The organism is Acinetobacter genomosp. 15BJ (assembly GCF_000400715.1).
Classification (GTDB): Bacteria; Pseudomonadota; Gammaproteobacteria; order Pseudomonadales; family Moraxellaceae; genus Acinetobacter.
In genome coordinates, this window is the sequence record NZ_KE007345.1 from 177,041 (window position 1) to 199,761 (window position 22,721).

Genomic DNA, 22,721 nt, shown 5'->3' on the forward strand with positions numbered 1-22,721 from the left:
GTATCTTATTTTATAGAGATAAAACAGATTAAAAAGCGCAAAAAATGACACAATCCTTACATCCTGCTGCTCAAAAAGGCTTTAGTTTAGGGGCCGAACTGTACCAACAGGTTCGTCCCAGTTACCCACAAGAAATAGCGGTTTGGCTGCAAGATCGCCTCCAAATAGGTGAAAGTTCCACTGTTATAGACCTCGGTGCAGGGACTGGCAAATTCTTACCTTATCTAATTCAAACGCAGGCAAAAGTGATCGCTATCGAGCCTGTTACTGAAATGTTGCAGCAGCTTCAACAAGCTTATCCGACAGTCGATTGTCTGCAAGCATTCAGTAGCGAACTACCATTCGCCGATGCGTCAATTGATGCAATTCTCTGTGCTCAATCATTCCACTGGTTTGCCAATATCGAAACGCTCAATGAAATATATCGGGTACTTAAGCCATCAGGCCATCTAGGGCTGATCTGGAATCAACGCGATACCGCTGTTAATTGGGTCAAAGCCTTAGCCGATGAAATTGCACCTTTAGAAGGCGATACCCCTCGTTATCATAGTGAATTATGGAAACAGGTTTTTGAAGGACAATCCTTATTTAAACTGGATGGATTAACGACCTTTCAACAGGCGCATCAGGGCACTGTCGAACAGGTAGTGAGTAAACGCTTGCTGTCTACCAGTTTTATTGCCGCGATGCCCTCAACAGAGCAACAACAGTTAAAAGCAAAGTTTGAACAAATTGTATTTGATTTTACTGGCTTAACTGCGCAAGATCAGATTAGTTTCCCCTATACCACCTTTGCCTACCATTTTCAGAAAATATCCAATTAATTCTTGAACGAGTCGCGCTATGCCTAACCTAAAAACCACATTTGCCATCACCTGTGTACTCAGTTCAGCGCTGATGCTCAGTGCTTGTAATAAGGACAAAGAGCCGACTGCAAAGCAAGAACAGCAAAGCAGTGCAAGTAATGATGCGATTGGCCAGCTGAATCAAACGCCAATCAAGCAATTCCCTGCCACAGCAGATGATGGTCATGATATTGCGATTTTAGAAGATTATGACAATCGCTTTACCGACATGAGCGATAGTATGGAAATTGAATTGGCCAAAATGAAAGAAGCCAATACGTTAACACCTGAATTTGAACAGCAGCGCCAAAAGGACAATGTAAAATCTGCGCTTGCCATGCTGAAAGATTTAGAGTTAAAAACTGAACAAGGGCGTTATATCCAAGGCTTGCTCTACGACTATTGGGAACAACAAGCCAAAGTCTTAGAACAAGGAAATGTATCGAATCAGACTAACGCAAACAAACAAGTCAATCATCTGAATGAATATTTACATGCGCAAAGCCAATTACATCATTGGAGAAATGCGCAAACACCTGAAACCAAGATGCAGGCTGAATAATTCACAGCTATAAAAAAGAGGGTTTCTTACCCTCTTTTTTATTTAGATCGCTATCTAATTAAATATTTTGTTTTTCGATCCACTGAATAGAACTCACACGAAATAATTCACATGCGCCATCGCCAACCCCACCTGGGGTTAAAGAAGATTTCCACACCAAGTCCTTATCACGGACCTCAACCAGCTCACCTTTGAGTTGAACCAAGTCACCACGTTTTACTTGCTTGATTTGTTTGGCAATTTCCGGATTGGCAGGAATAATATGCATATTGGACACCAATTTGATCGCTTGATCAGGTGGCACAGGCAGCGTATTCATTTTCCAATTTAGATAACGGTCATATTGACGTACATCAATCGTCCGTGCGATCGCAGGATCAGTAAACAACCCCAAACTCACCGCATAATCAATTGGAGAAAATTTGGCTTGCTCATCGTCGTGATAAACTTTTGATCCGAGAATACGGAAATTACCATCAAAAGGTTTTAACACCGAAATCGATTGATATTCCACAACAGGCGCTAAGCCATTGGCAATGTTATATTCTGCCTGACCCGTTGATGCATGTGTTTGCCCAATTGCAGCCACCATGCATAAACTCATCCATAGACGTTTTTTCATGGCTCGATTATCCTCGAAAAATATTAGAAAAGCCTTTCCCTTGATAGTATGCTGAGATGGTGAAAAAAAGTGCTTTTTTTGGTAACAGTCAAATTCATTTTAGTCATATTTTTGTGCTGTTAGTGAAGTATCCTCTTTATTAAAACCAACGAATGGATCTCTATGATTTACCAATTCTACCAACGTCATATCTTTCCTCATTTGCTCAATCAGGTCATGCAAACCGCCAGCTTGATGGATCGACGTCGTGAATTATTACTTCCACTCGAAGGTGAAGTACTCGAAATTGGTTTTGGTACAGGGCTCAATATTCCCTTTTATGGTAATGTTGATTCAGTGTACGCCTTAGAACCCAATTCGGATATTTATCAACTGGCAGTAGATCGTGTACAACATGCTCCCTTTTATGTGAAACATGTACAATCCAGTGCAGAAAAACTCCCCTTTGCAGATGCGTCTTTAGATCATATTGTTTCAACATGGACCTTATGCAGTATTGCGCATTTAGACCAAGCATTGGCTGAAATACATCGGGTGCTGAAACCAACAGGAACCTTCCATCTTGTTGAGCATGTCAAACATCCAAACTCAACAAAAATACAATCTTTGCAAACGCTGCTGACTCCAATTCAAAAACGTATTGCCGATGGTTGTCATCTAAACCGAGACATTGAACGCCAGCTCTTACAAGCCAAATTTAAATTCATCGAAAAAGAATATTTTGATGCAGAAGGTATTCCTGCTGTCGCACAAACAATGCTGTTGGCGCGTGTACAAAAATTAGATATTGCTCATTGACCTTCAAAATCGATTCGCAAGGTTTCAAAACGAATACGCCCCTCTGTGACCGCTTGAGCAATCGCCTGCTGTCCTTTGCTTAAGCGTGCGCCACCGCTTTTAATATCCAGTAAAATCACTTCAATATCTTCGGCTGTACCATCGCCATCGCGAAAATCGGTATAACCATCAAAAATAACGTAGTCGACTGGATCACCTAAAAACTTAGCATCGCTTGGTAAATAACGGAACTCAGGCAGGATCGGTGCAAACTGCTCTGCCATTTTCCCTTTCAATACCGCGCGACTGGTATTGACGCTGCGCTTCTGAGCATCAAGCAAAGCCTGTTTATGTTCTAACTCTAGTTCGGCGATATATTTTTCATACTCAGCCTGAATCCGACCATTACGTGTACTGGATAAAATAATCGTCGTAATCACGACACCAATACAACCACCAATCAGCATCGCAAGCCAAACAGACATATCAACTTTCCTTTTCTTGAATGCAGCTATTTAACTGCAACATTAAACTTTTGTCATGTGTAACACACTTGACCGAAAAAGATGCTAAGGTATAAACGAATACGAGAGCCTAGTTAATAAATCTAATTTCATGAAAACCATATTAATCGCAAATCAAAAAGGTGGCTGTGGCAAGACCATGACAGCTATTACACTTGCTGCAGCATTATCTCAAAAAGGATATAAGGTTGCGCTGGCTGACGCTGACAACCAAAAATCGTCTTTGCAATGGCTCAAGCAACGTCCTGAAACCGTCACAGGTATTCAAAGTCTGGATTGGCGACATGAAAAATCCATTGGCGAAGCACCCAAGAATTTAGATTATTTAATTATCGATGCGCCTGGTGCGCTCTCAGGCGAACATGCCGAACAACTGGTCAGCGAGGCACATGCGATTGTGACACCGTTGCAGCCATCGTTCTTTGATATCGACAGTACCCGTCGCTTCTTAAAACATTTACAAGACATTAAGCGTATTCGTAAAGGTAAGGTACAAATCCTGTTGATTGCCAATCGCGTCAAACCGAACAGTGCCAGTTCCAAAGATATTCAGGACTTCTTTAGCAAGATTGAGCAAGATCCTGTGGCTTGGATTTCCGAACGTAGTGCTTATGGTACCTTGGCGATGCAAGGACTGAGTGTGTTTGATAAAACTCAGAAAAACTTTGTCAGCATCCAAAGCCAATGGCAGCCTGTTTTAAATCAATTGGTCGATGATCCGAGCGAGTGGTTCTAAGGCTTTGCAAAGAAACGTAATCTTTTGATATCAGATATTAAAACTGGGAAATGAAAATTTCCCTCGCCTACTTTTTCAGTTAAGATGGTTTTATTCAATTTCTAGCACTTGAGAAATACTATCGTGCAACAATACGCTCCGATATTACAACGCGTTTTGCTGTTTGGACTGTTCTTTGTCCTGCTCTTTTTGGGATTCAGTATTCTCAAATACTTTATTGTCCCTGTCCTTTGGGCCGCAATTATTGCCTATATGACTTGGCCCTTATATCTATGGGTACAGCGTCGCTTCTTTGGTGAAAACCGACCTACACTGAATGCCACACTGATGATTAGCTTGGTGATTATCGTGATTGGTGTGCCATTTATTTGTGCAATCTTTATGTTGCAACTTGAAGGTCGTAATTTATATTTTAATTTACAGCGACAACTATTTTCAGGTCATGTCCAAGTTCCTGAATTTATCAAAAATCTACCGATTATTGGCAACGACATCAGTCGTACTGTCAATGAACTGAGTAGTGATCCGAACAGCATTACCAAGAATATTGCCGAATGGATTCAAAGCCACCTGAGTTATGGTCGTTTTGTGTTGAGTGAGATTAGCCGTAATTTGGTCAAACTGACATTTGCACTGATGACGTTGTTCTTCTTCTACCGTGATGGGCAAATGATTCTGGCACAAGTGAGTCGTGCCTTGGAAATGGTGATTGGTCCGCGTGTCCATCATTATTTAGATACCATTTCGGAAACGACTCGTGCTGTCGTATACGGCGTTGGTTTAACTGCAGTTGCTCAAGCCCTATTAGCCGGCCTCAGCTATTTTGTTGCAGGCGTTCCAAATCCAATGTTGTTGACCATGGTCACCTTTATCTTGGCGCTGATTCCTTTTGGAACACCTGTTTCATATCTTGGGGTAGGCCTGTGGTTATTTGCTCAAGGACAAACCATGGAAGCTATTGGTGTTGTGGTTTGGGGCGTTGTGATTGTGAGTAGCTCGGATAACGTCATTCGTCCACTGGTGATTTCAGGCGCGACCCAGATTCCATTTATCTTGATTATGTTTGGGGTATTGGGCGGTATTGCTAGCTTTGGTCTGGTTGGCCTATTCATTGGCCCAGTGATTTTAGCCATTCTGTTAGCGATTTGGCGTGAATGGTTGCATGAAAATGTCGATGAGCCGGTTGCGGCTTTGGAAGCTCCTCCCGAAAATAAATAGGTTTGTTTTGTTTAATTTTTTGTCATGAATTGATTAATGTTGCTTGCGAGATATCGCTTACTTTGTTTGAATCGTCAAATAAAGATAATTTATAAGGATATCTTCGCAATGACTTCAATGCTTCAAAAAATTTCTCTGCTCGGCTGTCTGAGTTTAAGTATCGCAGCCTGTTCTTCAGTTTCTTTAGATAACAATGCGGCTAAAATCCAGACCAAGACCAGTACAACCGATCAAAAGCAATTGATCCAAGTCTATCAAGTCGATGCCAATGGCGTTGGTACTTCAATCGGAACGGTTGCTTTTCAACAAACACCTAAAGGTTTATTAATTACGCCTGCACTTTGGAAACTTTCTCCTGGCGAACATGGTTTCCACATCCATGAAAACCCATCCTGTGAAGCTGCATTAAAAGATGGAAAAATGGGCGCAGCCTTGGCAGCAGGCAGTCACTTAAATCCTGAAAAAGTCGCGCATCATGGTACACCTGAAACGGGCCACTTAGGCGATTTACCCGTATTGGTGGTGAATGAAAAAGGCTTTGCAACCACTCCAGTGATTGCACCACGTTTAAAACTGGCTGATATCCAGAACCGTGCGATCATGATCCATGTCGGTGGCGACAATTATTCGGATACACCAAAACCATTAGGCGGTGGCGGTGACCGTATTGCATGTGGTGTAATTAAGTAAGCTGAATGCGCTGTGGGTATCTTCCGAGTTATCCACAGTTGCTTTGTTTTTAATCATTTTTTACGTATTCTTTAATCTCATCATAAAAAAATACAACTGAGCATGAATTTTGCATCTTATCTATTATTTGAAAGATCAAGCAAATATTTATGCTAAAAAATAGTGCCGCTTGTTGGCTAACAATGCTTTCCTTTGGGAAATTTATTTGTATGATGAATCCAGAACATATTAAAGAATAAGAATCGTGAAAAATTTATCCCTCCTGTTCAATCGTTTTCGCTCCAACTCGATTCTTCTTTATTGCTTACAAATCCTGATTGTGCTTTGCGGTACAACATTAGGCTTATATCAGCTTGGATTCGGGCAACTGATTGTTCCTGTCACTTTAGGGGCAATTGCGACCGCACTGACCGACTTTGATGATCGTCTCAGTATCCGTTTACGCAATCTGATTTATGTCTGCGTGCTGTTCTTTACGGTCAGTACTATTTTAGAGTTTCTCGCCCCCTATAAATTTTGGTTCATTGTTTATCTCAGCCTCTCGAGTGCAGCGCTGGTCATGATGGGTGCGCTTGGGCAACGCTATGCCACCATTTCCTTCGGTACGATTTTACTTTCGATCTATACCATGTTTGGTTTAGGAGAGTATCCAGATTGGTATCAGCAACCGAGTTATTTTGTATTGGGTGCCTTGTGGTATGGGCTGACATCAATCTTATTTTTTGTTATTCGCCCAACCTTGCCTTTACAAGAAAAGATCTCAACTATTTTTCAGGATATTGCTGAATTACGACAAGCCAAATCACGTTTATTCGACCCAGATAATATCGATAATGTCGAAACACTGCTATTCGAACTCTCACAAAAAAATAGCCAAGTGGTCAGTAGTTTGAATCAAGCCAAAAACTCCTTACTGACGCGCTTAAAAGCGTCTCGGGTTAACAACACCAGTATTTATTGGCTGAACTTATATTATTTTGCCCAGGACATGCATGAACAGGTCACATCTAGTTATCTACATTATGAAAAGATTCATCAGAACTTTAGCCGCAGTGATTTAATTTTCCGTATTCAAAAAAATATGCAGCTACAAGCCTTGGCATGTCATGATTTAAGCCAAGCGATCTTAGATCATCAAAGCTATCAGCCCCGTGAATCTGCCAGTAAAGCATTAGAAAATCTCGAATTGTCGATGCGGGATTGGGTGCAACAGCATCCCAATAATCTTGAAGTTAAAAATCTGGAATTGATCCTTAATAATTTAAAAAGTGTGCATGAGCAGTTTGCTCAACTGCAACTCAATCAAAATATCGAACAGCTTTCACCTCAGCAACATCAAGATCATTTGAACTTACTCGATGATGATATTCAGGGGGTTCAGGATTTAATTTTAAAAATCAAACAGCAACTCAGCCCGCAATCGGCGCTGTTCCGCCATGCCGTGCGTTTGGCTGTGATCTTTGTAGTGGGTTATGCCATTTCCTTATTACCTTTTGCCCAAAATGGCTACTGGATTCTACTCACCAGTTTATTTGTTTGCCAGATCACCTACTTTGCCACCAAAAGCCGTCTCAAGCTCAGAACCATCGGCACTTTACTTGGGGTGTTATTAGGTATCCCCATTCTTTATTTTGTGCCAAGTATTGAAGGCCAATTGTTATTAACCGTCATCTGTGGGGTCTCTTTTTTCTATTTAAGACAAAAGAAATATGCACTTGCCACGGTCATGGCCACCTTAATGGTGTTATTGATTTTTAATTTAAAAGGTGCAGGTTTTAGTATTATCCTGCCACGTATTATTGACACTTTTATTGGCTGTGCAATTGCATGGCTTGCGGTCAATTTCATTTGGCCCGATTGGAATTTTCGCAATATCTCCAGCAACATCAAGAAAAACAATCAAACCACTTTCGATTATTTTCATGTGGTGGTACAGCAGTATCATCAAGGGCGTGAACTCGATCTGGAATACCGAACCACTCGACGTGCAGCACATAATGCCCAGATCGAGCTGTCTAATATGATCTCAAGTCTGAGTACCGAACCTCAGCCCAACCAAGAACTCATTCAATATGCGTTTCGCTATTTGGTCTATAGCCACAGCCAACTCAGTTATGTCTCAGCCTTGGGACATCAACGGGAAAAAATCGAAGATCAGGCATTATTAGAATTACTAGATAAAATTGAGAATGTGCTGAAGCAAAGTCTGATCGAACAAGCCGCTATTCCGCCACAGCGAGTAGAACGCTTGCTCGAAGATATTAATAACCTAAATCAACAACATCAGGTCTCTGCAAAACACCCTTTGCTCTTAAAACAAATGAGTCTGTTGCTCGAGACCTTGCCTGAGTTAGTCCTGTTAAAAAATAAACTGCTCGCCTTAGAAATTAAGTGAGCAGTTTATGGAGACAGAAATTAATTCAACCCGTCTTGCTGACGTGCCAGCATATGTTGTTTCAAGGCATGACGTGGCGAACTAAACCAAAACACGATCAAGACCAGACTGGCTAAAGCAAACGCCCAAATATGGAAATGTGTATACAGCACCCGAACCAATTCAATCACGACAAAATAACTCACCATCATCAACATCGATACCGCGGCTGCGACTGTTCCTTTTGAGACTTCCGAAGACATCAGTGCAAAACGGTACATCACCGAGAAGCTAATCCCCTCACCCAAACTGATTAAGGTCATACCAATCAATAAACAAGGCACCAAATAGCTTTGCCAAATTACACCGAGCACCAAGAATGCAGTACCTAATAACATGATCGGCAAACCAAATAGAATAGTTTTACCTAGCGGGAAGCGATCAATAATCTTGATCAGGATGATATTGCCTGCAATTAAGCCAAAGAACACCGGAAACTGTGCCAAGCCATATTGCACACTGCTCAATTTCAGCTCATCAACCAAAATGATTGGTGATAAAGCAATCCATAACATCAACGGCATACCCACCATCGGTAAGGCAATGCTTAAGCCCAAGAAACGACGGTTGCTCAATACCTTTTTAAAGTCATCAAAGATATAGCTAAAAGGCTGCTTCGGTTGTTTACGGCTTTCTTGGGTCGCGGGCATAAATTTCTTTAAGCCAAACCAACTGATAAAAGACACCGCGGCAATGGCAACGAAGCCCCAATGCCATGACACATAATCAATCAGAAATGCACCCAATACAGGGCCAAGTAAAGGCGCCAATAAAGAAATATTCGCCATCAGTGCCATGACTTTGATCGCATCACGCTCTTCAAAAGTTTCTTGAATGGCTGCATAACCAACCGCAGAAATGACGCTTAACCCCATACCTTGTAAGAAACGCAGTGTCAGGAATTGTTCAATATTGTGCGTCAGTAAAATCAACAAACAACAAACCGTAAAGAATGCCACACCAGCTAAGAGTACTTTTTTACGCCCGAGACGATCCGAAAGCGGTCCCAACAGCCATGCGACACTGGCACCACCCAACAAATAAAATGACATTGACGACGGTGCCCACGTTGCACTGACCGCAAATTGTTCTGTAATCGACAACATCGCGGGTTGAATCAAGTCATTACCGATATAAACTGAAAATTCAAATAGCACTAAAGCTAAAGGAAACATGAGCGTTATACGGTTTAACGTCATGTTCTGATTATTCGTCATCATGTTTTATTCACAAAAATAACCAACTCGTGTGCGTCCCATTTTTCAAAACGAAAAAGGGATCATCACCACAAGATTTTATGGCTTAGATTTAAATTAAATTTTGATTTCATGCTGTGAGAAAGCACGTGATAAATGTGAAAACACCGTATTCACTAGGTGTATATAAGAAAAACAATTTATTTACGTGAGATTGGTAAATGTTTTACCATTTGGCTAAATTGCCACGCGCAACTGTAGCACTTTTTCAAAATGACCGCAATTTAAACAGCCGATAACGCTCATATTGAGATGTGCATAACCAAAAAGTTATCCACATCTTTGCTGATATTTTATACGTCGCTCTATATAGAGCCCATGCTTATGGACAGAGATCAAATTGGAACGTCTCGGTGTTCTCTCCTCTGGCACATTGATAGCTTTGCTTTTTATTGACCACTTTCCAAACATCTTGATTACGTTTTAATTGATATTCTGTCCGTACAGCAATCACCGAATCATCTAATTGTGCTTGCTCAACCGTCACCTGTGCATCGGTTGGATTCTCGGCACTATTGAATTGCTGGTCTATTTTTAAATTGCTGTCTTCATGAAACAAATTCGGTTGATCCGATAAAATCACATGCATCACTGTATTTTTTTGAACCGCAGCTTGCTGCTGTGAAGGTGTTGTCGGCTGATTACATGCTGTGAGGAATACAGCAGATCCCAATATCAGTGCAATTTTATGCATTTTGTACCCATCCAATCCATTTAGCTCATTTATGCTACTATGCAAAACTGAATTGCCACGCAACAAAATGTATGTGGCGTGCATTAAATTTGTTGTCATTGTCTAATGATGATGATCATAACAAATGATTAAAAAAACACAGTTTATAACATCAAAATCACCTTAGTTTGGACATGCCGATATGTCAGATTTAGCGAAAAATTTAAGCATTATTTTAATCTTGGGTAGCACTCTGGCTGCCTGTTCCAAACATCCTGAAGGTGCAGCAAACGATGCTGCAGTTGCAACTGAAAGTGCTGCAATGGACAGCACTGCTGTTCAAGAAAATGCCATTCAAAATCCAGAACAACTGGTTAGCAATCAACAGAGTGCTTTAGAACAAAATCGTCAATTGGTCAAAAGCGCACAATTGCAATTTGAAGTGAAAGATGTATTAAAAACCACATCGGCACTGGAACAGCAGTTATTGCAATACAATGGTTATATCGAAGAAAAACAGATTAATTATCAAGTCAGTGACCGTTCTGAACGTGGCCGTATTGATGGCAGTGTCGACATCTATGAAAAGATCACCCCAACTGTCCAACTCACAGTACGTATCCCCAATGCACAGGTGACCAGCTTCTTAAATAATTTATTGCCACTCATGCTGAACTTTAATACCCAGAGCTATGAAGCCAAACGTTATGAATTAAAATTGCTCGAAGAAAAACTGAATACCGCCAATCAAAGTAACAGTGGATTAAACGCAGTTAACAATCAGTTGCAGCAACTGACCAATTTAGAAGTTAAAGACCGTTTGGCTTATAGCACTATTCGACTGGAATTCTTCCAACAGTCACAAGTGCGTAAAACCCATGATCTCAATATCAACCGTATTGCCACCTTAGACAGTGATCCATTATTCAGCCGAATTTGGGAAGCGATTAAAGTGGGCTTGTACGGTTTTAGAGAAACTATCATTTGGCTCGTGATGCTGTGGCCGTTGTATGTAGCGATTGCGATTTTATGGGGCATCCGTCGTTGGTATAAAGCTAAAAAATCCAAAGCGGAATAGTTCAATTGTTGATTTTTGATCAATAGTATTTTGCTCATTTATGCATTTTTACTCATGAATAGATTTTCTAAAATGCTTTCCAGTTTTTAGAGATTTATTTTTGAGTAATCGCATGAGCAATATTTTAATTATTAATGGTGCCAAACAGTTTGAACATTCGAATGGTGAGTTGAACGACACCCTGACTGAATTTTCTCAAGCACATCTAAGCACCTTAGGTCATCAGGTACAAGTTACCCGTACCGACAGTGACTATGACATTCAAGCTGAAATTGCCAAATACCTATGGGCAGATGTGGTGATTTACCAAATGCCGGGTTGGTGGATGGGTGCACCGTGGACCATGAAAAAATACATCGATGATATCTTCACGATTGGACATGGCTCGCTTTATGCCAGTGATGGTCGTAGTCGTTCAGATGCATCTAAAAAATATGGTTCAGGTGGTTTAATCCAAGGTAAAAAATACATGTTGTCTTTGACATGGAATGCACCGATGGAAGCCTTCACCGATCCTGACCAGTTCTTCCACGGCGTTGGTGTGGATGGCGTTTATTTACCTTTCCATAAAGCTAATCAATTCTTGGGTATGGATTCACTGCCTACATTTATCGTCAATGATGTGATCAAAGCGCCAAACGTACCAAGTTATATCGAAGCGTATAAAACCCATTTAGACCAACTTTTTGCAGCAAGCCATTAAGTGAGAAAATAATATGTTAACCATTATTGCTGAAATTTATACGCATTCAGGCGCTGAGCATCGCCAAGCCGTTTTAGATGCCTTTGAAAAAATTATTCCAACGGTACTGGCAGAAGAAGGTTGTCAGGGCTATGAGCCATTGATTGATCATCTTCCTGCGATTGAGATGCAGGCCACTAATGAGAATACGATTGTCATGTTAGAGAAATGGCAGAGTACTGCTCATTTAGAAGCGCATATGCAAACTGCACATATGCAGCAACATTTTGAAGCAACCAAAGACCATGTTGCGGATGTAAAAATCCGTATTCTAAACAGTGGGATTTAACAGATAACACCCTAAATCTGAGTCCGACAAAATATGAAATCATTGAATATTTAAGTCGAACTCAGCTGATGAGTAAATGCATGGTTTTACTGATAATAATGCTGTTTTAAATGACGGCTATAATCTGTTAAATAGGCTTCCAAACTGGCACGACGATCCGCCTTCGGCATCGACTTTGCTGCCAGTTGCTCGATCTTGCTTTCCAACAGTTGAAGAATTGCAGCTTGCTCCGCTTGGGGTAGCTGTGCTTTTTCTTGCTGCTGTTTTTTAATCTCCAGATAATCTTCCGCCCAATGCCGTAATGGATCATTTGCATCCACTTGCGCAAATAGATCGGTAATGAGTAATTCAGGCATCTGTTCTTGGGTCGCTAATTCAGCCGACATCAAACCACGAATCGAATAAAACACTTTCTTATAGGTAAAGTTATCTGCGCTTTGCATCACTTTCATGCCGCCTTTTGCCAGCGATAAATAGTGGTGATACAACGCGCTATAGTCGATTCGCTCAAGCAATCCATCACGAAAGATTTGCCATTCTGGAAAGACATTAAAATACACAATATGTGCTCTGACCCACTCCAAAACAGTAGGATTACTTTTTGCCAATAAACCAAACATTTTATCGAGGTCATAAGAGACAAAATCAAAATCGCCATCCATGATCTCGATCAAGTCACGATGTTTTTTATAATCAAAATATTGGTCTTTGCTCGGTAGATGAAAACCGCGTACATCATAGTCACTGTCAGGGCTGGCCATGCCCCATAAACGGCTGCCACTTTCGATATAAAATAATGGGATATCTTGGCGTTGTTGAAATAGTTTTTCGATTTCGTGATGGATATTCATTGCGATGGCTTCATTATTTAAAAATTTATATTTGTGAGAGACAATACTCTTTTTCACTGTACTCATTAATTTGATTTTAAAAAAATTATCGTTTGATAAAATCAATCTCTATTCAATATAACAAATAGGATCATGCATGCAACTGACTTATGCGGGACAGGTTTTCTTGGTGGTGGTTGCGATCTTGTGTGTCTGGTCTTTTGTCCTGACAAAGTTTTGGCTAAAACGTTTAGCCAAGAATCGTGACAGCAGTAAGTTTGAATTTGCTTATTTATTTGTGGTGGTGTTTAGCATCAGCTCCCTATTTTTCCCTTTTACTTATTGGGTCTCACAAGCTGTGTATGGTTTAGCAACCAAACCGAGCTATGATGCAACCATCGTGAGCTATACCTCAGAATGGGTCGATACCGAACGTACGGATTCCAACGGTCGTAAATATAAAACCCAAACCTTAATGCATACGGCTCAGGTGCAATTCAAAGATGATCAAAATAGAACATTGGTCTTGGATAATTCAGTCCGTTCAGGTGATGTGCCTGTAGTCGGAGATCATATCCAAGTTGTTTATAAGGCTGGTGATCATTCCGCACAAGAAAAGAGTTGGCGGACGGGTCTGCTGTTTGCCGCTACCCTGTTTATGCTGTTTATTATGGGCTATATCTTGGTCATGATTATTGCCTATGCTTTGAATCGGAAGATGGATCCTTACAAAGCCTTTACTAACTTCTTAATTTTTAGAATTACCCTTCCACTCGGCACTATGGCGATGTTTGGGATGCTGTCTTATTCGGTTTTTGCTTATTTCTTTTTGGGTAATCCACAGAATATACCTGTCTGGGCTGCTGCGATTTGTAGCTTCTTTTCGCTCTGTCTTTTACCGCTGATTTATCATATTTTGACGGGTTGGAAAGCGTACAAGAAATAATTTTTTTATTGCTGTTTATTCTTTAATTGTTGTTATATACGCTGTCCCTACACTTTTACCTTGAAAATCCAATACTGAATAATTTTTCATCAAAATAATTTCATCTAGGATTTGCCCAAATAGGATTTCACAGACCAAAACTCATTCAGAATTTTCTTTTCTTCATCTTTCAAATATAGGCGTATCATATGAGTTGAATCTTCTATTTTCATAAATAAGATCATACTGATATATAAATCATTATTCTTGTTATTAAAATCAACGTAGTCAGCAGCAATGTCTTTACGATGTAAGCAAATATATCCCTGACAAATCATTTGTTTTTCTATCATTTATTCTTTCCTAATAACAAAAAAGCGCATCTTTCGATACGCTTTTAACAGAGCTTCTTTTATCTAATCAAGCATTAAAGATCAAATAATTTTCCTGGGTTCATAATCCCATTCGGGTCAAACGCCAACTTCAATGCTTTCATATATTCAATTTCTTCAGGCGAACGTGAATACTCTAAATATGGTTTCTTGGTCATACCCACACCATGCTCGGCAGAGATCGAACCATCATATTTTTTCACGGTCTCAAACACGTATTTATTCACCACCTGACACTTGGCAAAGAATTCATCTTTGGTCAAATTTTCAGGTTTTAAAATATTTAAGTGCAAGTTACCGTCACCAATATGACCAAACCAGCAAATTTCAAAGTCTGGATAATTGTCGGCAACGATCGCATCAATTTCTGCAATAAATGCAGGTACATGGGTAATTAATACAGAGATGTCATTCTTGTATGGAATAAACGGCGCAATCGATTCTGAAATATCTTCACGCAAACGCCATAAGCTTTGAGCCTGTTCAAGACTTTGGCTCATCACCCCATCAATCACCCAACCTTGTTCCATACAATGCTCAAAAATCTGCATTGCCTTATCCATGATTGGCTCGTATGGTGCTTCAAATTCCAATAGCACATAGAACGGACATTGCGTTTCAAATGGACGTTGTACATGACCGCGATCCAACACTTTCTGCATTGCCAATTCACCAAAGAATTCAAAAGCAGTCAGGTCAATTGCGTTTTGGAAAGCATGCAATACAGGCATCACTGCTTCAAAGTCAGGCGCACCCAATACCATGACTTGTAAGTTTTGTGGCTGACGCTCAAGCTTGATTTCAGCTTCAGTGACTAAACCAAGTGTACCTTCACCACCAATAAACAAGTGTTGCAGCGAATAACCTGTCGCATTCTTAATCATGCCTTTGTTTAAACGCAGCACATCACCTTTACCTGTCACCACGGTTAAACCGAGTACCCAGTTACGGGTCATGCCGTATTTAATGACTTTAATACCGCCCGCATTGGTACCAATATTGCCGCCAATCTGGCTTGAACCTGCTGAAGCAAAATCGACTGGATAATACATGCCTTGTTCTTCGGCATAATTCTGTAATTGCTCAGTCACCACACCTGCTTGAACACGAACCATACGATCTGCTGGGAAGAACTCAAGAATCTGGTTCATCTTGTCAAAGCTAATCACAATCTCGCCATTGGTTGCGACAGCTCCCGCTGAAAGACCAGTACGACCGCCTGATGGAGTAATCGCGACATTAAATTGATTGGCTAATTTGACAATGGCCTGAACTTGTTCAGTGCTTGAAGGGAAAACGATGACTGATGGGTTCGGATCAAAATGTTTGGTATGATCTCGTCCCCAATTTTCCAAACTGTCGGCATCGGTTTTAATTCGGTTTTCACCCACAATTGCCGTTAATTGGGTCAATAACTCAGGTGTTAAAGCGACTGAAGCATTCATCGTTTACAGGCCTAGCAAGAAGTAAAGATAGAGCATTTGAATAACAACACAATATTTTTCAATATCTTAAAATGCAGTATTCAACATATAGAAACTCGGCAGAACAGCGCAAACCTGATGTTTTCAGATTTGACTATCAGATCTCTGCATTTTACATAGAAGCAGGCATGGGATAAAGCTTAGGATAAAGATACTGTAATAACAAAATGTGTATAACCAATAAAATTCAGCTTTAGCTGAAAAATTATCAATAATTCTGCTGCGCTAATTTTAAACCAAATATTTATATCTCAAAGCTCTATGCTATAGTACTGCAACTAAATTTTGGCCTTTGTAGCGGAGCCGTAATGAGCCAACATCTATCACTACCTAAAGACAAAATCCGTTTCCTTCTGTTAGAAGGTGTGCATCAAAATGCCATCGATACTTTAAATGCAGCGGGTTATACCAACATCGATTATCACAAAACTGCGCTTGAAGGCGACGCTTTAAAAGAAGCAGTTAAAGATGCTCATTTCATTGGTATTCGTTCCCGTACGCAATTAACTGAAGAAATCTTTGAAGCTGCGAACAAACTGATCGCAGTCGGTTGCTTCTGTATTGGTACAAACCAAGTCGATTTAAAAGCGGCGATGTCTCGTGGTATCCCTGTATTCAACGCACCGTATTCAAATACGCGTTCGGTTGCAGAATTGGTTCTTGCTGAAACGATTCTGTTGCTTCGTCGTGTACCTGAAAAATCGAAAGATACACATGCGGGCGGCTGGAATAAAGCTGCGGTGGGTTCGTTTGAAACTCGTGGTAAGACTTTAGGTATCGTCGGTTACGGCTCGATCGGTTCACAACTTTCTGTATTGGCAGAAAGCTTAGGTATGAAAGTGATCTATTTTGATGCTGTGACCAAATTACCATTAGGTAATGCACGTCAAGTTGGCTCTTTAGATGAACTTTTAGCAACTGCGGATGTAGTAACTCTACATGTTCCAGATGTTCCATCTACGCGTAACTTCTTCAAGAAAGAACAATTCGCGAAAATGAAAAAAGGCTCAATCTTCTTGAACGCAGCACGTGGTACATGTGTCGTGATCGAAGATTTAGCAGATGCGATTAAATCAGGTCACATCGCTGGTGCAGCGGTTGACGTATTCCCGAAAGAACCAAAAGCCAATGGTGAAGAGTTCCTATCTCCACTTCGTGGTTTAGACAACGTGATCTTAACCCCGCACGTGGGTGGTTCGACCATGGAAGCGCAAGCAAACATCGGTTTAGAAGTGGCTGAAAAATTCGTTGCTTATTCAGACAAAGGGATGACACTTTCTGCGGTGAACTTCCCAGAAATCGCATTGCCTCTTTCTGATGGTCAGCACCGTTTGCTTCACATCCACAAAAACGTTCCGGGTGTGTTATCGAAGATCAACACATTGTTCGCTGAACAAGGCATCAACATCTCTGGTCAGTCGTTAATGACTAAAGGTGATATCGGTTACTTGGTGATGGATGTTGACGCATCTGCATCTCAAGAAGCGCTTGATACTTTGAACCACGTTGAAGGTACTATCCGCGTTCGCGTATTGTTCTAAGCATTATTTAGAATAATGTAGAAAAAGCCACAGTTGATACTGTGGCTTTTTTATGGGCGTTTGACTTATTATGTGAATATTATACTGAATGTTAAAAAAATAAGATGTCTAGCCCTGTACTGAAAACACCACTCCATGCTTTATTGCTGTTGATGATTGCCATGTTGTGTGTACAAGGCAGTGGTTCCTTGGCCAAAATTCTGTTTCAAAGCTTTCCTGTATTGACCGTTTCCGCCATGCGCCTATTTTTTGGTGCGATCATATTGGCGGTGATTTTTAAGATCTGGACCATCAATTTCAAAGTGGTGCGTTGGAAAGCCATTCTCACCTATGGGGTGGCGCTTGCTGGCATGAATGCACTGTTCTATTTATCACTTGAACGCTTACCACTAGGCCTTGCCGTTGCCTTTGAATTTATTGGTCCCTTAAGTGTCGCCCTCTATCATGCCCGTCAGAAATATGACTTCATCTGGGTTGGCTGTGCCATTCTGGGCTTAATGTTGCTCTTTCCGTTGCAACAGGCACAACAAGGTCTCGACATGCTTGGCGTATTCTTTGCCATCAGTGCAGGTGCGTGTTGGGCACTGTATATTATTGCAGGACAAAAACCATCGGGAATCTCAGGCAACCATACCGTTTGCTTAGGCATGTCAATTGGTATGCTCTGCTTATTGCCCTTTGCACTCTTTTCAGGCGCAATCGATCGAGTGTTTGAACTGCCTAATTTATATTATTTTATCGGTCTTGCGATATTAGCCAGCGCCTTGCCGTTTACCTTAGAAATGATTGCATTGCGTAGTTTAACCCCGCTTAGCTTTGGCACCTTGATGAGTTTAGAACCTGCGGTTGCCGCACTTTCAGGCTTTATCTTCCTTGGTGAAATGCTGCTTTGGAATCAATGGTTAGCGTTGGGCACCATTATTATTGCTTCGATTGGTTGTACCTTTACCACACAACAGGCTCGGCAGCAAAAAGAGGCAAAATAAAAGATGTTGTCTCAAAATCAGAAAAACACTCTCGCTTATCTTGGAGATCTTAGATGAAAAATCTCCAACTGGTCGCCGTGCTGTACATGGTATTGTCCATGCTGTCTTATCAGATCAGTGCATCCTTTGCCAAGCAATTGATTGCCACACTTGATCCATTGACGGTGACAATTTTAAGACTGTGTTTTGCAACCATTCTGGTCGCGATCATGTTCCGTTCATGGAAAATCATTTCCAAATTGAAAGAACTGAAATGGCGAGATCTCCTCTGTTATAGCGCAGCATTGGGCTGTATGAATATTCTGTTCTATACCTCTTTGGGTAAGTTACCTCAAGGGATTGCGGTGGGCTTAGAATTTATCGGTCCACTCGGCTTAGCATTGCTGTCAATTAAACAGCGCAGTGATTATATTTGGGTGGCATTTGCGATTTTAGGCATTGCACTGATGGTGCCGTGGCACGATGCTCATGCACAGCACTTTTCCTATATTGGCGCGGCCTGTGCACTTGGTGCAGGGTTCTTCTGGGCCTTATATATTTATTATGGGCATCGGGTCGTACAGCAAAATATTGGCATGCATGCCTTGACCATTGCCATCGGTTTATCTGCACTGACCTTACTTCCTTTTGGTCTATGGAATAACGCGCCTGTGCTACTAGATACTCAATATTGGGGCAAAGCCCTCGTGATTGCCCTAATGGCAACTGCAATTCCTTATGCCTTGGACTTAATGGCACTCAAACGGCTGACCAAACTGAGCTATGGGACACTTTCCAGCCTTGCGCCTGCATTGGCGGCCTTAGCTGGTCTGGTGCTGTTACATGAGCGCATTAGCTTGATTCAATGGGTGGCATTGGCCTGTATTATGGTGGCTTCGATTGGTGTTACCTTACGCGGAGGGAAAGCATAATTTTTTAAGGAAAATCATTAGTAACGGAAGATTGATATGGAAATTGATGAAGAACTCACTCTTAAAAAAATACAAATATTCTTGGCTTTTATGCGCTGTGGAAATCTTTCCAAAACAGCAACGGAAATGCAGCTCAGTAATGTCAGTGTTCATAAAGCCTTACACTCACTGGAAAGTGCCCTACGTTGCCCTCTTTTTAAAAATGAAGGTCGTAATTTAATTCCGTTAAAAAGCGCTTATGTATTCGAAGAACGTGCGCAAAAAATCGTACAGGACATTTTTATTACGGTGAATAAAACCAGAGAAGCTGCGGGCTTTGCAGCAAAAGTTCTACATTTAGGTTCTCTTTATTCTTTAACCGTAAAAACGATTCCCAATGTGATTAGCGGACTCAAATTAAGACGTAGTGAACTCGATATTCAATTACTTCTTAGCTCCAATCAGGATCTGGTTAAAAAGCTTAAAACGACGGAACTTGATGCCATTATTGTGGCACTGAATGAAACAACGCAAGACGATGACTTTGAAATTTTGCCTATGTTCTGTGATGATATTTTTTTAGCGGTAAATAAAGACTCTAAATATGTTGATTTTGAGGAGATTGATCTCAGTCTACTCAAAGAAGAAACTTTTTTAACTTTAACGCAAGGCTTTGCCACCCATAATGACAGTGATTTCATTTTTAAAAAGGCTGGTTTTTCACCTAAGGTTGCCTTACAGCTTAATGATATTTTTACTTTAATTAGTATGGTCAGTTCAGGTGTTGGTTTTGCACTTTTGCCCGGTCGTATTTCTGCGGTATATGAAAGCTCAGTTAAACTTATCCCCTTGAAACAGCAATATCATCTGCAACAGGACATTGGGTTGGTCTTTCTAAAAAGTAAGGAACGTGACCCCAATTTGCTGGCATTAATTGCAGAATGCCGGATGTTTGCCTCTCATGTACAAAAATGAATAATAAGCAACTTATAACCAATGAATAAGTTGCAAATATTCATGCTTTATCACTTATCCAAAAATCGCATTTACCGTCAGAAAAAATACTGAGGGCCCAAGTAAACAACCGAGACCTGTATAAAAGGTTGCCACTAATGCACCATAGGGAACTAATCGAACATCTGTACTTGCCAATCCTGCTGCTGTACCACTTGTTGTCCCAGCTAGCCCACCAAATACCATGGCTGAACGTGGACTTTTTAGATACATGAATTTTGCAAGCAATGGTGTGCCGACCATAAAGAACACCGATTTGATGAGTCCAATTGCAATCGAAAGCGCGATCACATCAGAACTTGCACCAATGGCTGTTCCTGTAATTGGACCGACAATATAAGTCATAGCGCCCGCGCCAATCGTGGTCATGGAAATCGGATCTCTATATCCCATCATCCAAGCAACCATTGCACCAATTACAAAAGGAACAATACAGCCCAGCGTAAGCGCAATTAAGCCAATTTTTCCTGCTTTTTGGACTTCTTTAACATCCACTTCAAATGCAGTAGATGCAATTGCCAGATCACGGATCATTGCACCGCCCAATAGAGCAAAACCAGAGAATATAGCAATATCAGAAATCCCTTTTGTACCTTGTGTATACACCCCCGCAAAATAGGCCACAACAAGTCCCAAAGTAATTGCGATTGCAGAGCTTTGTAGTTTTCCTTTGGTCAAATATTTTGAAAGCAAGTGAGATAAAAACATCATCAAACCTGTGACCGCTAGTGCAGTCACCAAAGCATTTTTGGTGAGTACCGTAATTAAGTCTTCCATTCTTTAAATCCTTTTGTTATTCATTATCGTGATGCGGCTTTAAGCTACTTTTTCAGTTCCTTCTATTGTCCACTCATAGGTTTCATAATCACCACTTAATCGATTCAAATAACGAATGACTAAAACCGTCCCGACCAAAGAAGCAACAGAAACAATCAGACCCAACATACCTCCCGATAAAGCTGCAACCACATTTTGTCCCGCTGACATCGCCACCACAATTGGAATATACATACCGGACCAATATAAGATTCCAAATTGTGTTACCTGCGGTAAATAACCCTTTTTTGCTAATAGCTCTTTAGAGAGAATCAAAAGAATCATAGAAATGGCCACACCACCCACATTGGCTTTTACCCCGATAAGGACACCTAAGGTATTGCCAAGATAATCACCGAGTAAATGACAAATCGCTAAAATTGCTGTTCCATATATAATCATTGTAAATCCCTCATATCCTTGGATTACTTACGTTTTTTAAATCAAATTCCCATATGAATCTGATTTTCCTGTTGTTTTTGCATTGCCATTCGAATGCTATCGATGCGCGTTCCTTGCAATGACAATACGGTCCCTTCTTTAAATGTACGACGTGCAAGCGTCGTGAGTACTGTGCCGGGTAAAGCTTCAATCTGTAATCTGACACCTCTTTCCCATGCAGCCTGAATCGTGCTTTCCCAATCTACAGTGCGACTCATATTAAAAGCCAAGTCATCACCAATCTGTTCTGGCTTAGCAAGCGTGCGCGCCGTTGTACCACTTAAATATCGAATTTTAGGCTGCTTTAAAGTGACTCCCTCCATAGACGCTGCAAGTTGCTCGGCTTGCTGACTTAATAATTCACAATGCGAAGGCACTGATACATCTAGTTTTTTTTCTATTACACCATGCTGCTTTGCCAATATAACCACTTGCCGCATGGCCTCATGGCTTCCAGAAATAACGATCTGATTATGTGCATTGATATTGGCGACATATACCTCTGGCGTTATTTGATAAATTTGTTTCACCCACTTCTCAACAGATGTGCGATCTGTACCTATTAATGCGGTCATGCCATATCCCCTTGGATAGGCGTTTTGCATGAGTTCACCACGATAGGCAACCAAGCGAATCGCATCTTCGTATACTAAAACACCTGCAACAACCGCAGCCGACCATGCGCCTATTGATAGACCTGCGACATAATCAGGCTTTAAGTTTTCGGCAGTTAATAGGGCTGAACTCACTACACCTGAAATCAGTAAACATAGCTGTACTGACCGTGTCGACTGCAATGCAGCCGAACTATCCAACAACAAGACATCTTCTTTAAGTACATCGGATGCACGCTCAAGGTATTCTTTAACCAAAGCGGTTTGTGGCATGTCGTGCAACATATTGCTTCTTTGCACTCCCTGCCCCGGATACACCCAAATCGAAGCCATGATATCTAT

At 41.0% G+C, this 22,721-nt stretch carries 25 protein-coding genes; 15 read left to right on the forward strand and 10 right to left on the reverse strand.

Annotation, left to right across the window (positions count from 1 at the left end):
• The first annotated feature begins 44 nt into the window (after window positions 1-44).
• Window positions 45-824, forward strand: coding sequence for a class I SAM-dependent methyltransferase (locus F896_RS18430; RefSeq protein WP_016162247.1), 780 nt, complete (start codon window positions 45-47; stop codon window positions 822-824).
• Between the two features lie 19 nt (window positions 825-843).
• Window positions 844-1,407, forward strand: a complete 564-nt coding sequence (locus F896_RS18425; protein ID WP_016162248.1) for a hypothetical protein — start codon at window positions 844-846, stop codon at window positions 1,405-1,407.
• A 58-nt stretch (window positions 1,408-1,465) separates the two neighbouring features.
• Here F896_RS18425 and F896_RS18420 read toward each other — a convergent pair whose 3' ends face one another.
• Window positions 1,466-2,029 carry a hypothetical protein gene (locus tag F896_RS18420; RefSeq protein ID WP_016162249.1) on the reverse strand — a complete coding sequence of 188 codons (564 nt, stop codon included), beginning with the start codon at window positions 2,027-2,029 and terminating at the stop codon, window positions 1,466-1,468.
• A 162-nt stretch (window positions 2,030-2,191) separates the two neighbouring features.
• Here F896_RS18420 and F896_RS18415 point away from each other — a divergent pair, with 162 nt between their 5' ends.
• Window positions 2,192-2,827, forward strand: coding sequence for a class I SAM-dependent methyltransferase (locus tag F896_RS18415; RefSeq protein WP_016162250.1), 636 nt, complete (start codon window positions 2,192-2,194; stop codon window positions 2,825-2,827).
• On the opposite strand, the gene F896_RS18410 is transcribed toward F896_RS18415, so the two are convergent.
• Window positions 2,821-3,291, reverse strand: a complete 471-nt coding sequence (locus F896_RS18410) for a Holliday junction resolvase-like protein (protein WP_005317883.1) — start codon at window positions 3,289-3,291, stop codon at window positions 2,821-2,823. The two genes, F896_RS18415 and F896_RS18410, sit on opposite strands and share 7 nt — an antisense overlap.
• Window positions 3,292-3,421: 130 nt before the next feature.
• Between F896_RS18410 and F896_RS18405 the strand changes: the two genes are divergently transcribed.
• The 4 genes from F896_RS18405 (at window position 3,422) to yccS (ending at window position 8,369) form a co-directional block, all read left to right on the forward strand.
• Window positions 3,422-4,066 (forward strand): ParA family protein, encoded by a 645-nt coding sequence (locus F896_RS18405; RefSeq protein WP_004657565.1) that lies wholly within the window; start codon window positions 3,422-3,424, stop codon window positions 4,064-4,066.
• 123 nt (window positions 4,067-4,189) lie between these two features.
• Window positions 4,190-5,284, forward strand: a complete 1,095-nt coding sequence (locus tag F896_RS18400; RefSeq protein WP_016162251.1) for an AI-2E family transporter — start codon at window positions 4,190-4,192, stop codon at window positions 5,282-5,284.
• Window positions 5,285-5,392: 108 nt separating this feature from the next.
• Complete coding sequence (gene sodC / locus F896_RS18395) at window positions 5,393-5,974, forward strand: superoxide dismutase family protein (protein WP_016162252.1); 582 nt, start codon at window positions 5,393-5,395, stop codon at window positions 5,972-5,974.
• A gap of 244 nt (window positions 5,975-6,218) precedes the next feature.
• On the forward strand, window positions 6,219-8,369 hold the full coding sequence (gene yccS / locus F896_RS18390) for a YccS family putative transporter (protein ID WP_016162253.1): 2,151 nt from the start codon (window positions 6,219-6,221) through the stop codon (window positions 8,367-8,369).
• Window positions 8,370-8,389: 20 nt separating this feature from the next.
• On the opposite strand, the gene F896_RS18385 is transcribed toward yccS, so the two are convergent.
• Window positions 8,390-9,625: a chloramphenicol efflux MFS transporter CraA gene (locus F896_RS18385; protein WP_416201939.1), complete on the reverse strand. Its 1,236-nt coding sequence runs from the start codon at window positions 9,623-9,625 to the stop codon at window positions 8,390-8,392.
• Between the two features lie 361 nt (window positions 9,626-9,986).
• Window positions 9,987-10,358: a hypothetical protein gene (locus tag F896_RS18380; protein WP_016162255.1), complete on the reverse strand. Its 372-nt coding sequence runs from the start codon at window positions 10,356-10,358 to the stop codon at window positions 9,987-9,989.
• A 181-nt stretch (window positions 10,359-10,539) separates the two neighbouring features.
• On the opposite strand from F896_RS18380, the gene F896_RS18375 reads away from it, so the two are divergent.
• The 3 genes from F896_RS18375 (at window position 10,540) to F896_RS18365 (ending at window position 12,446) form a co-directional block, all read left to right on the forward strand.
• Window positions 10,540-11,415 (forward strand): DUF4349 domain-containing protein, encoded by an 876-nt coding sequence (locus F896_RS18375; protein ID WP_016162256.1) that lies wholly within the window; start codon window positions 10,540-10,542, stop codon window positions 11,413-11,415.
• 112 nt (window positions 11,416-11,527) lie between these two features.
• Complete coding sequence (locus tag F896_RS18370; RefSeq protein WP_004657552.1) at window positions 11,528-12,118, forward strand: NAD(P)H-dependent oxidoreductase; 591 nt, start codon at window positions 11,528-11,530, stop codon at window positions 12,116-12,118.
• Window positions 12,119-12,131: 13 nt separating this feature from the next.
• Entirely contained in the window at window positions 12,132-12,446 is a 315-nt protein-coding gene (locus tag F896_RS18365) for a putative quinol monooxygenase (RefSeq protein WP_016162257.1), read from the forward strand.
• Window positions 12,447-12,532: 86 nt separating this feature from the next.
• Here F896_RS18365 and F896_RS18360 read toward each other — a convergent pair whose 3' ends face one another.
• Window positions 12,533-13,297 (reverse strand): nucleotidyltransferase domain-containing protein, encoded by a 765-nt coding sequence (locus F896_RS18360; protein WP_032882009.1) that lies wholly within the window; start codon window positions 13,295-13,297, stop codon window positions 12,533-12,535.
• A gap of 136 nt (window positions 13,298-13,433) precedes the next feature.
• On the opposite strand from F896_RS18360, the gene F896_RS18355 reads away from it, so the two are divergent.
• Entirely contained in the window at window positions 13,434-14,222 is a 789-nt protein-coding gene (locus F896_RS18355) for a hypothetical protein (RefSeq protein ID WP_016162259.1), read from the forward strand.
• Window positions 14,223-14,326: 104 nt separating this feature from the next.
• Here F896_RS18355 and F896_RS0119580 read toward each other — a convergent pair whose 3' ends face one another.
• Window positions 14,327-14,554, reverse strand: a complete 228-nt coding sequence (locus F896_RS0119580) for a hypothetical protein (RefSeq protein ID WP_016162260.1) — start codon at window positions 14,552-14,554, stop codon at window positions 14,327-14,329.
• A gap of 74 nt (window positions 14,555-14,628) precedes the next feature.
• Window positions 14,629-16,038 (reverse strand): FAD-binding oxidoreductase, encoded by a 1,410-nt coding sequence (locus F896_RS18350; RefSeq protein ID WP_016162261.1) that lies wholly within the window; start codon window positions 16,036-16,038, stop codon window positions 14,629-14,631.
• Between the two features lie 347 nt (window positions 16,039-16,385).
• On the opposite strand from F896_RS18350, the gene serA reads away from it, so the two are divergent.
• The 4 genes from serA to F896_RS18330 all read left to right on the forward strand — a co-directional run bounded on the left by serA (window position 16,386) and on the right by F896_RS18330 (window position 20,469).
• Complete coding sequence (gene serA, locus F896_RS18345; RefSeq protein ID WP_004803998.1) at window positions 16,386-17,618, forward strand: phosphoglycerate dehydrogenase; 1,233 nt, start codon at window positions 16,386-16,388, stop codon at window positions 17,616-17,618.
• A 104-nt stretch (window positions 17,619-17,722) separates the two neighbouring features.
• A complete protein-coding gene (locus F896_RS18340; RefSeq protein ID WP_016162262.1) occupies window positions 17,723-18,604 on the forward strand; it encodes an EamA family transporter in 882 nt (293 codons plus the stop codon).
• Window positions 18,605-18,657: 53 nt separating this feature from the next.
• Window positions 18,658-19,515: an EamA family transporter gene (locus F896_RS18335; protein ID WP_005317836.1), complete on the forward strand. Its 858-nt coding sequence runs from the start codon at window positions 18,658-18,660 to the stop codon at window positions 19,513-19,515.
• 36 nt (window positions 19,516-19,551) lie between these two features.
• Complete coding sequence (locus F896_RS18330; protein WP_016162263.1) at window positions 19,552-20,469, forward strand: LysR family transcriptional regulator; 918 nt, start codon at window positions 19,552-19,554, stop codon at window positions 20,467-20,469.
• 54 nt (window positions 20,470-20,523) lie between these two features.
• Here F896_RS18330 and madM read toward each other — a convergent pair whose 3' ends face one another.
• From madM to mdcH, 3 genes are read right to left on the reverse strand one after another with little or no spacing between them, the layout of a single operon-like run.
• A complete protein-coding gene (gene madM / locus F896_RS18325; RefSeq protein ID WP_016162264.1) occupies window positions 20,524-21,285 on the reverse strand; it encodes a malonate transporter subunit MadM in 762 nt (253 codons plus the stop codon).
• A 39-nt stretch (window positions 21,286-21,324) separates the two neighbouring features.
• Window positions 21,325-21,726 (reverse strand): malonate transporter subunit MadL, encoded by a 402-nt coding sequence (gene madL, locus F896_RS18320; RefSeq protein WP_005317825.1) that lies wholly within the window; start codon window positions 21,724-21,726, stop codon window positions 21,325-21,327.
• A 41-nt stretch (window positions 21,727-21,767) separates the two neighbouring features.
• Window positions 21,768-22,712 carry a malonate decarboxylase subunit epsilon gene (gene mdcH / locus F896_RS18315; RefSeq protein ID WP_016162265.1) on the reverse strand — a complete coding sequence of 315 codons (945 nt, stop codon included), beginning with the start codon at window positions 22,710-22,712 and terminating at the stop codon, window positions 21,768-21,770.
• Between the last annotated feature and the right edge of the window lie 9 nt (window positions 22,713-22,721).

Excerpts from the sequence above, each read along its gene's own strand:
- F896_RS18430 (WP_016162247.1), top strand. The coding sequence starts at position 45 with ATGACACAATCCTTACATCCTGCTGCTCAAAAAGGCTTTAGTTTAGGG.
- F896_RS18425 (WP_016162248.1), top strand. The coding sequence starts at position 844 with ATGCCTAACCTAAAAACCACATTTGCCATCACCTGTGTACTCAGTTCA.
- F896_RS18420 (WP_016162249.1), bottom strand. The coding sequence starts at position 2,029 with ATGAAAAAACGTCTATGGATGAGTTTATGCATGGTGGCTGCAATTGGG.
- F896_RS18415 (WP_016162250.1), top strand. The coding sequence starts at position 2,192 with ATGATTTACCAATTCTACCAACGTCATATCTTTCCTCATTTGCTCAAT.
- F896_RS18410 (WP_005317883.1), bottom strand. The coding sequence starts at position 3,291 with ATGTCTGTTTGGCTTGCGATGCTGATTGGTGGTTGTATTGGTGTCGTG.
- F896_RS18405 (WP_004657565.1), top strand. The coding sequence starts at position 3,422 with ATGAAAACCATATTAATCGCAAATCAAAAAGGTGGCTGTGGCAAGACC.
- sodC (WP_016162252.1), top strand. The coding sequence starts at position 5,393 with ATGACTTCAATGCTTCAAAAAATTTCTCTGCTCGGCTGTCTGAGTTTA.
- F896_RS18385 (WP_416201939.1), bottom strand. The coding sequence starts at position 9,625 with ATGACGAATAATCAGAACATGACGTTAAACCGTATAACGCTCATGTTT.
- F896_RS18380 (WP_016162255.1), bottom strand. The coding sequence starts at position 10,358 with ATGCATAAAATTGCACTGATATTGGGATCTGCTGTATTCCTCACAGCA.
- F896_RS18375 (WP_016162256.1), top strand. The coding sequence starts at position 10,540 with ATGTCAGATTTAGCGAAAAATTTAAGCATTATTTTAATCTTGGGTAGC.
- F896_RS18370 (WP_004657552.1), top strand. The coding sequence starts at position 11,528 with ATGAGCAATATTTTAATTATTAATGGTGCCAAACAGTTTGAACATTCG.
- F896_RS18365 (WP_016162257.1), top strand. The coding sequence starts at position 12,132 with ATGTTAACCATTATTGCTGAAATTTATACGCATTCAGGCGCTGAGCAT.
- F896_RS18360 (WP_032882009.1), bottom strand. The coding sequence starts at position 13,297 with ATGAATATCCATCACGAAATCGAAAAACTATTTCAACAACGCCAAGAT.
- F896_RS18355 (WP_016162259.1), top strand. The coding sequence starts at position 13,434 with ATGCAACTGACTTATGCGGGACAGGTTTTCTTGGTGGTGGTTGCGATC.
- F896_RS0119580 (WP_016162260.1), bottom strand. The coding sequence starts at position 14,554 with ATGATAGAAAAACAAATGATTTGTCAGGGATATATTTGCTTACATCGT.
- F896_RS18350 (WP_016162261.1), bottom strand. The coding sequence starts at position 16,038 with ATGAATGCTTCAGTCGCTTTAACACCTGAGTTATTGACCCAATTAACG.
- serA (WP_004803998.1), top strand. The coding sequence starts at position 16,386 with ATGAGCCAACATCTATCACTACCTAAAGACAAAATCCGTTTCCTTCTG.
- F896_RS18340 (WP_016162262.1), top strand. The coding sequence starts at position 17,723 with ATGTCTAGCCCTGTACTGAAAACACCACTCCATGCTTTATTGCTGTTG.
- F896_RS18335 (WP_005317836.1), top strand. The coding sequence starts at position 18,658 with ATGAAAAATCTCCAACTGGTCGCCGTGCTGTACATGGTATTGTCCATG.
- F896_RS18330 (WP_016162263.1), top strand. The coding sequence starts at position 19,552 with ATGGAAATTGATGAAGAACTCACTCTTAAAAAAATACAAATATTCTTG.
- madM (WP_016162264.1), bottom strand. The coding sequence starts at position 21,285 with ATGGAAGACTTAATTACGGTACTCACCAAAAATGCTTTGGTGACTGCA.
- madL (WP_005317825.1), bottom strand. The coding sequence starts at position 21,726 with ATGATTATATATGGAACAGCAATTTTAGCGATTTGTCATTTACTCGGT.
- mdcH (WP_016162265.1), bottom strand. The coding sequence starts at position 22,712 with ATGGCTTCGATTTGGGTGTATCCGGGGCAGGGAGTGCAAAGAAGCAAT.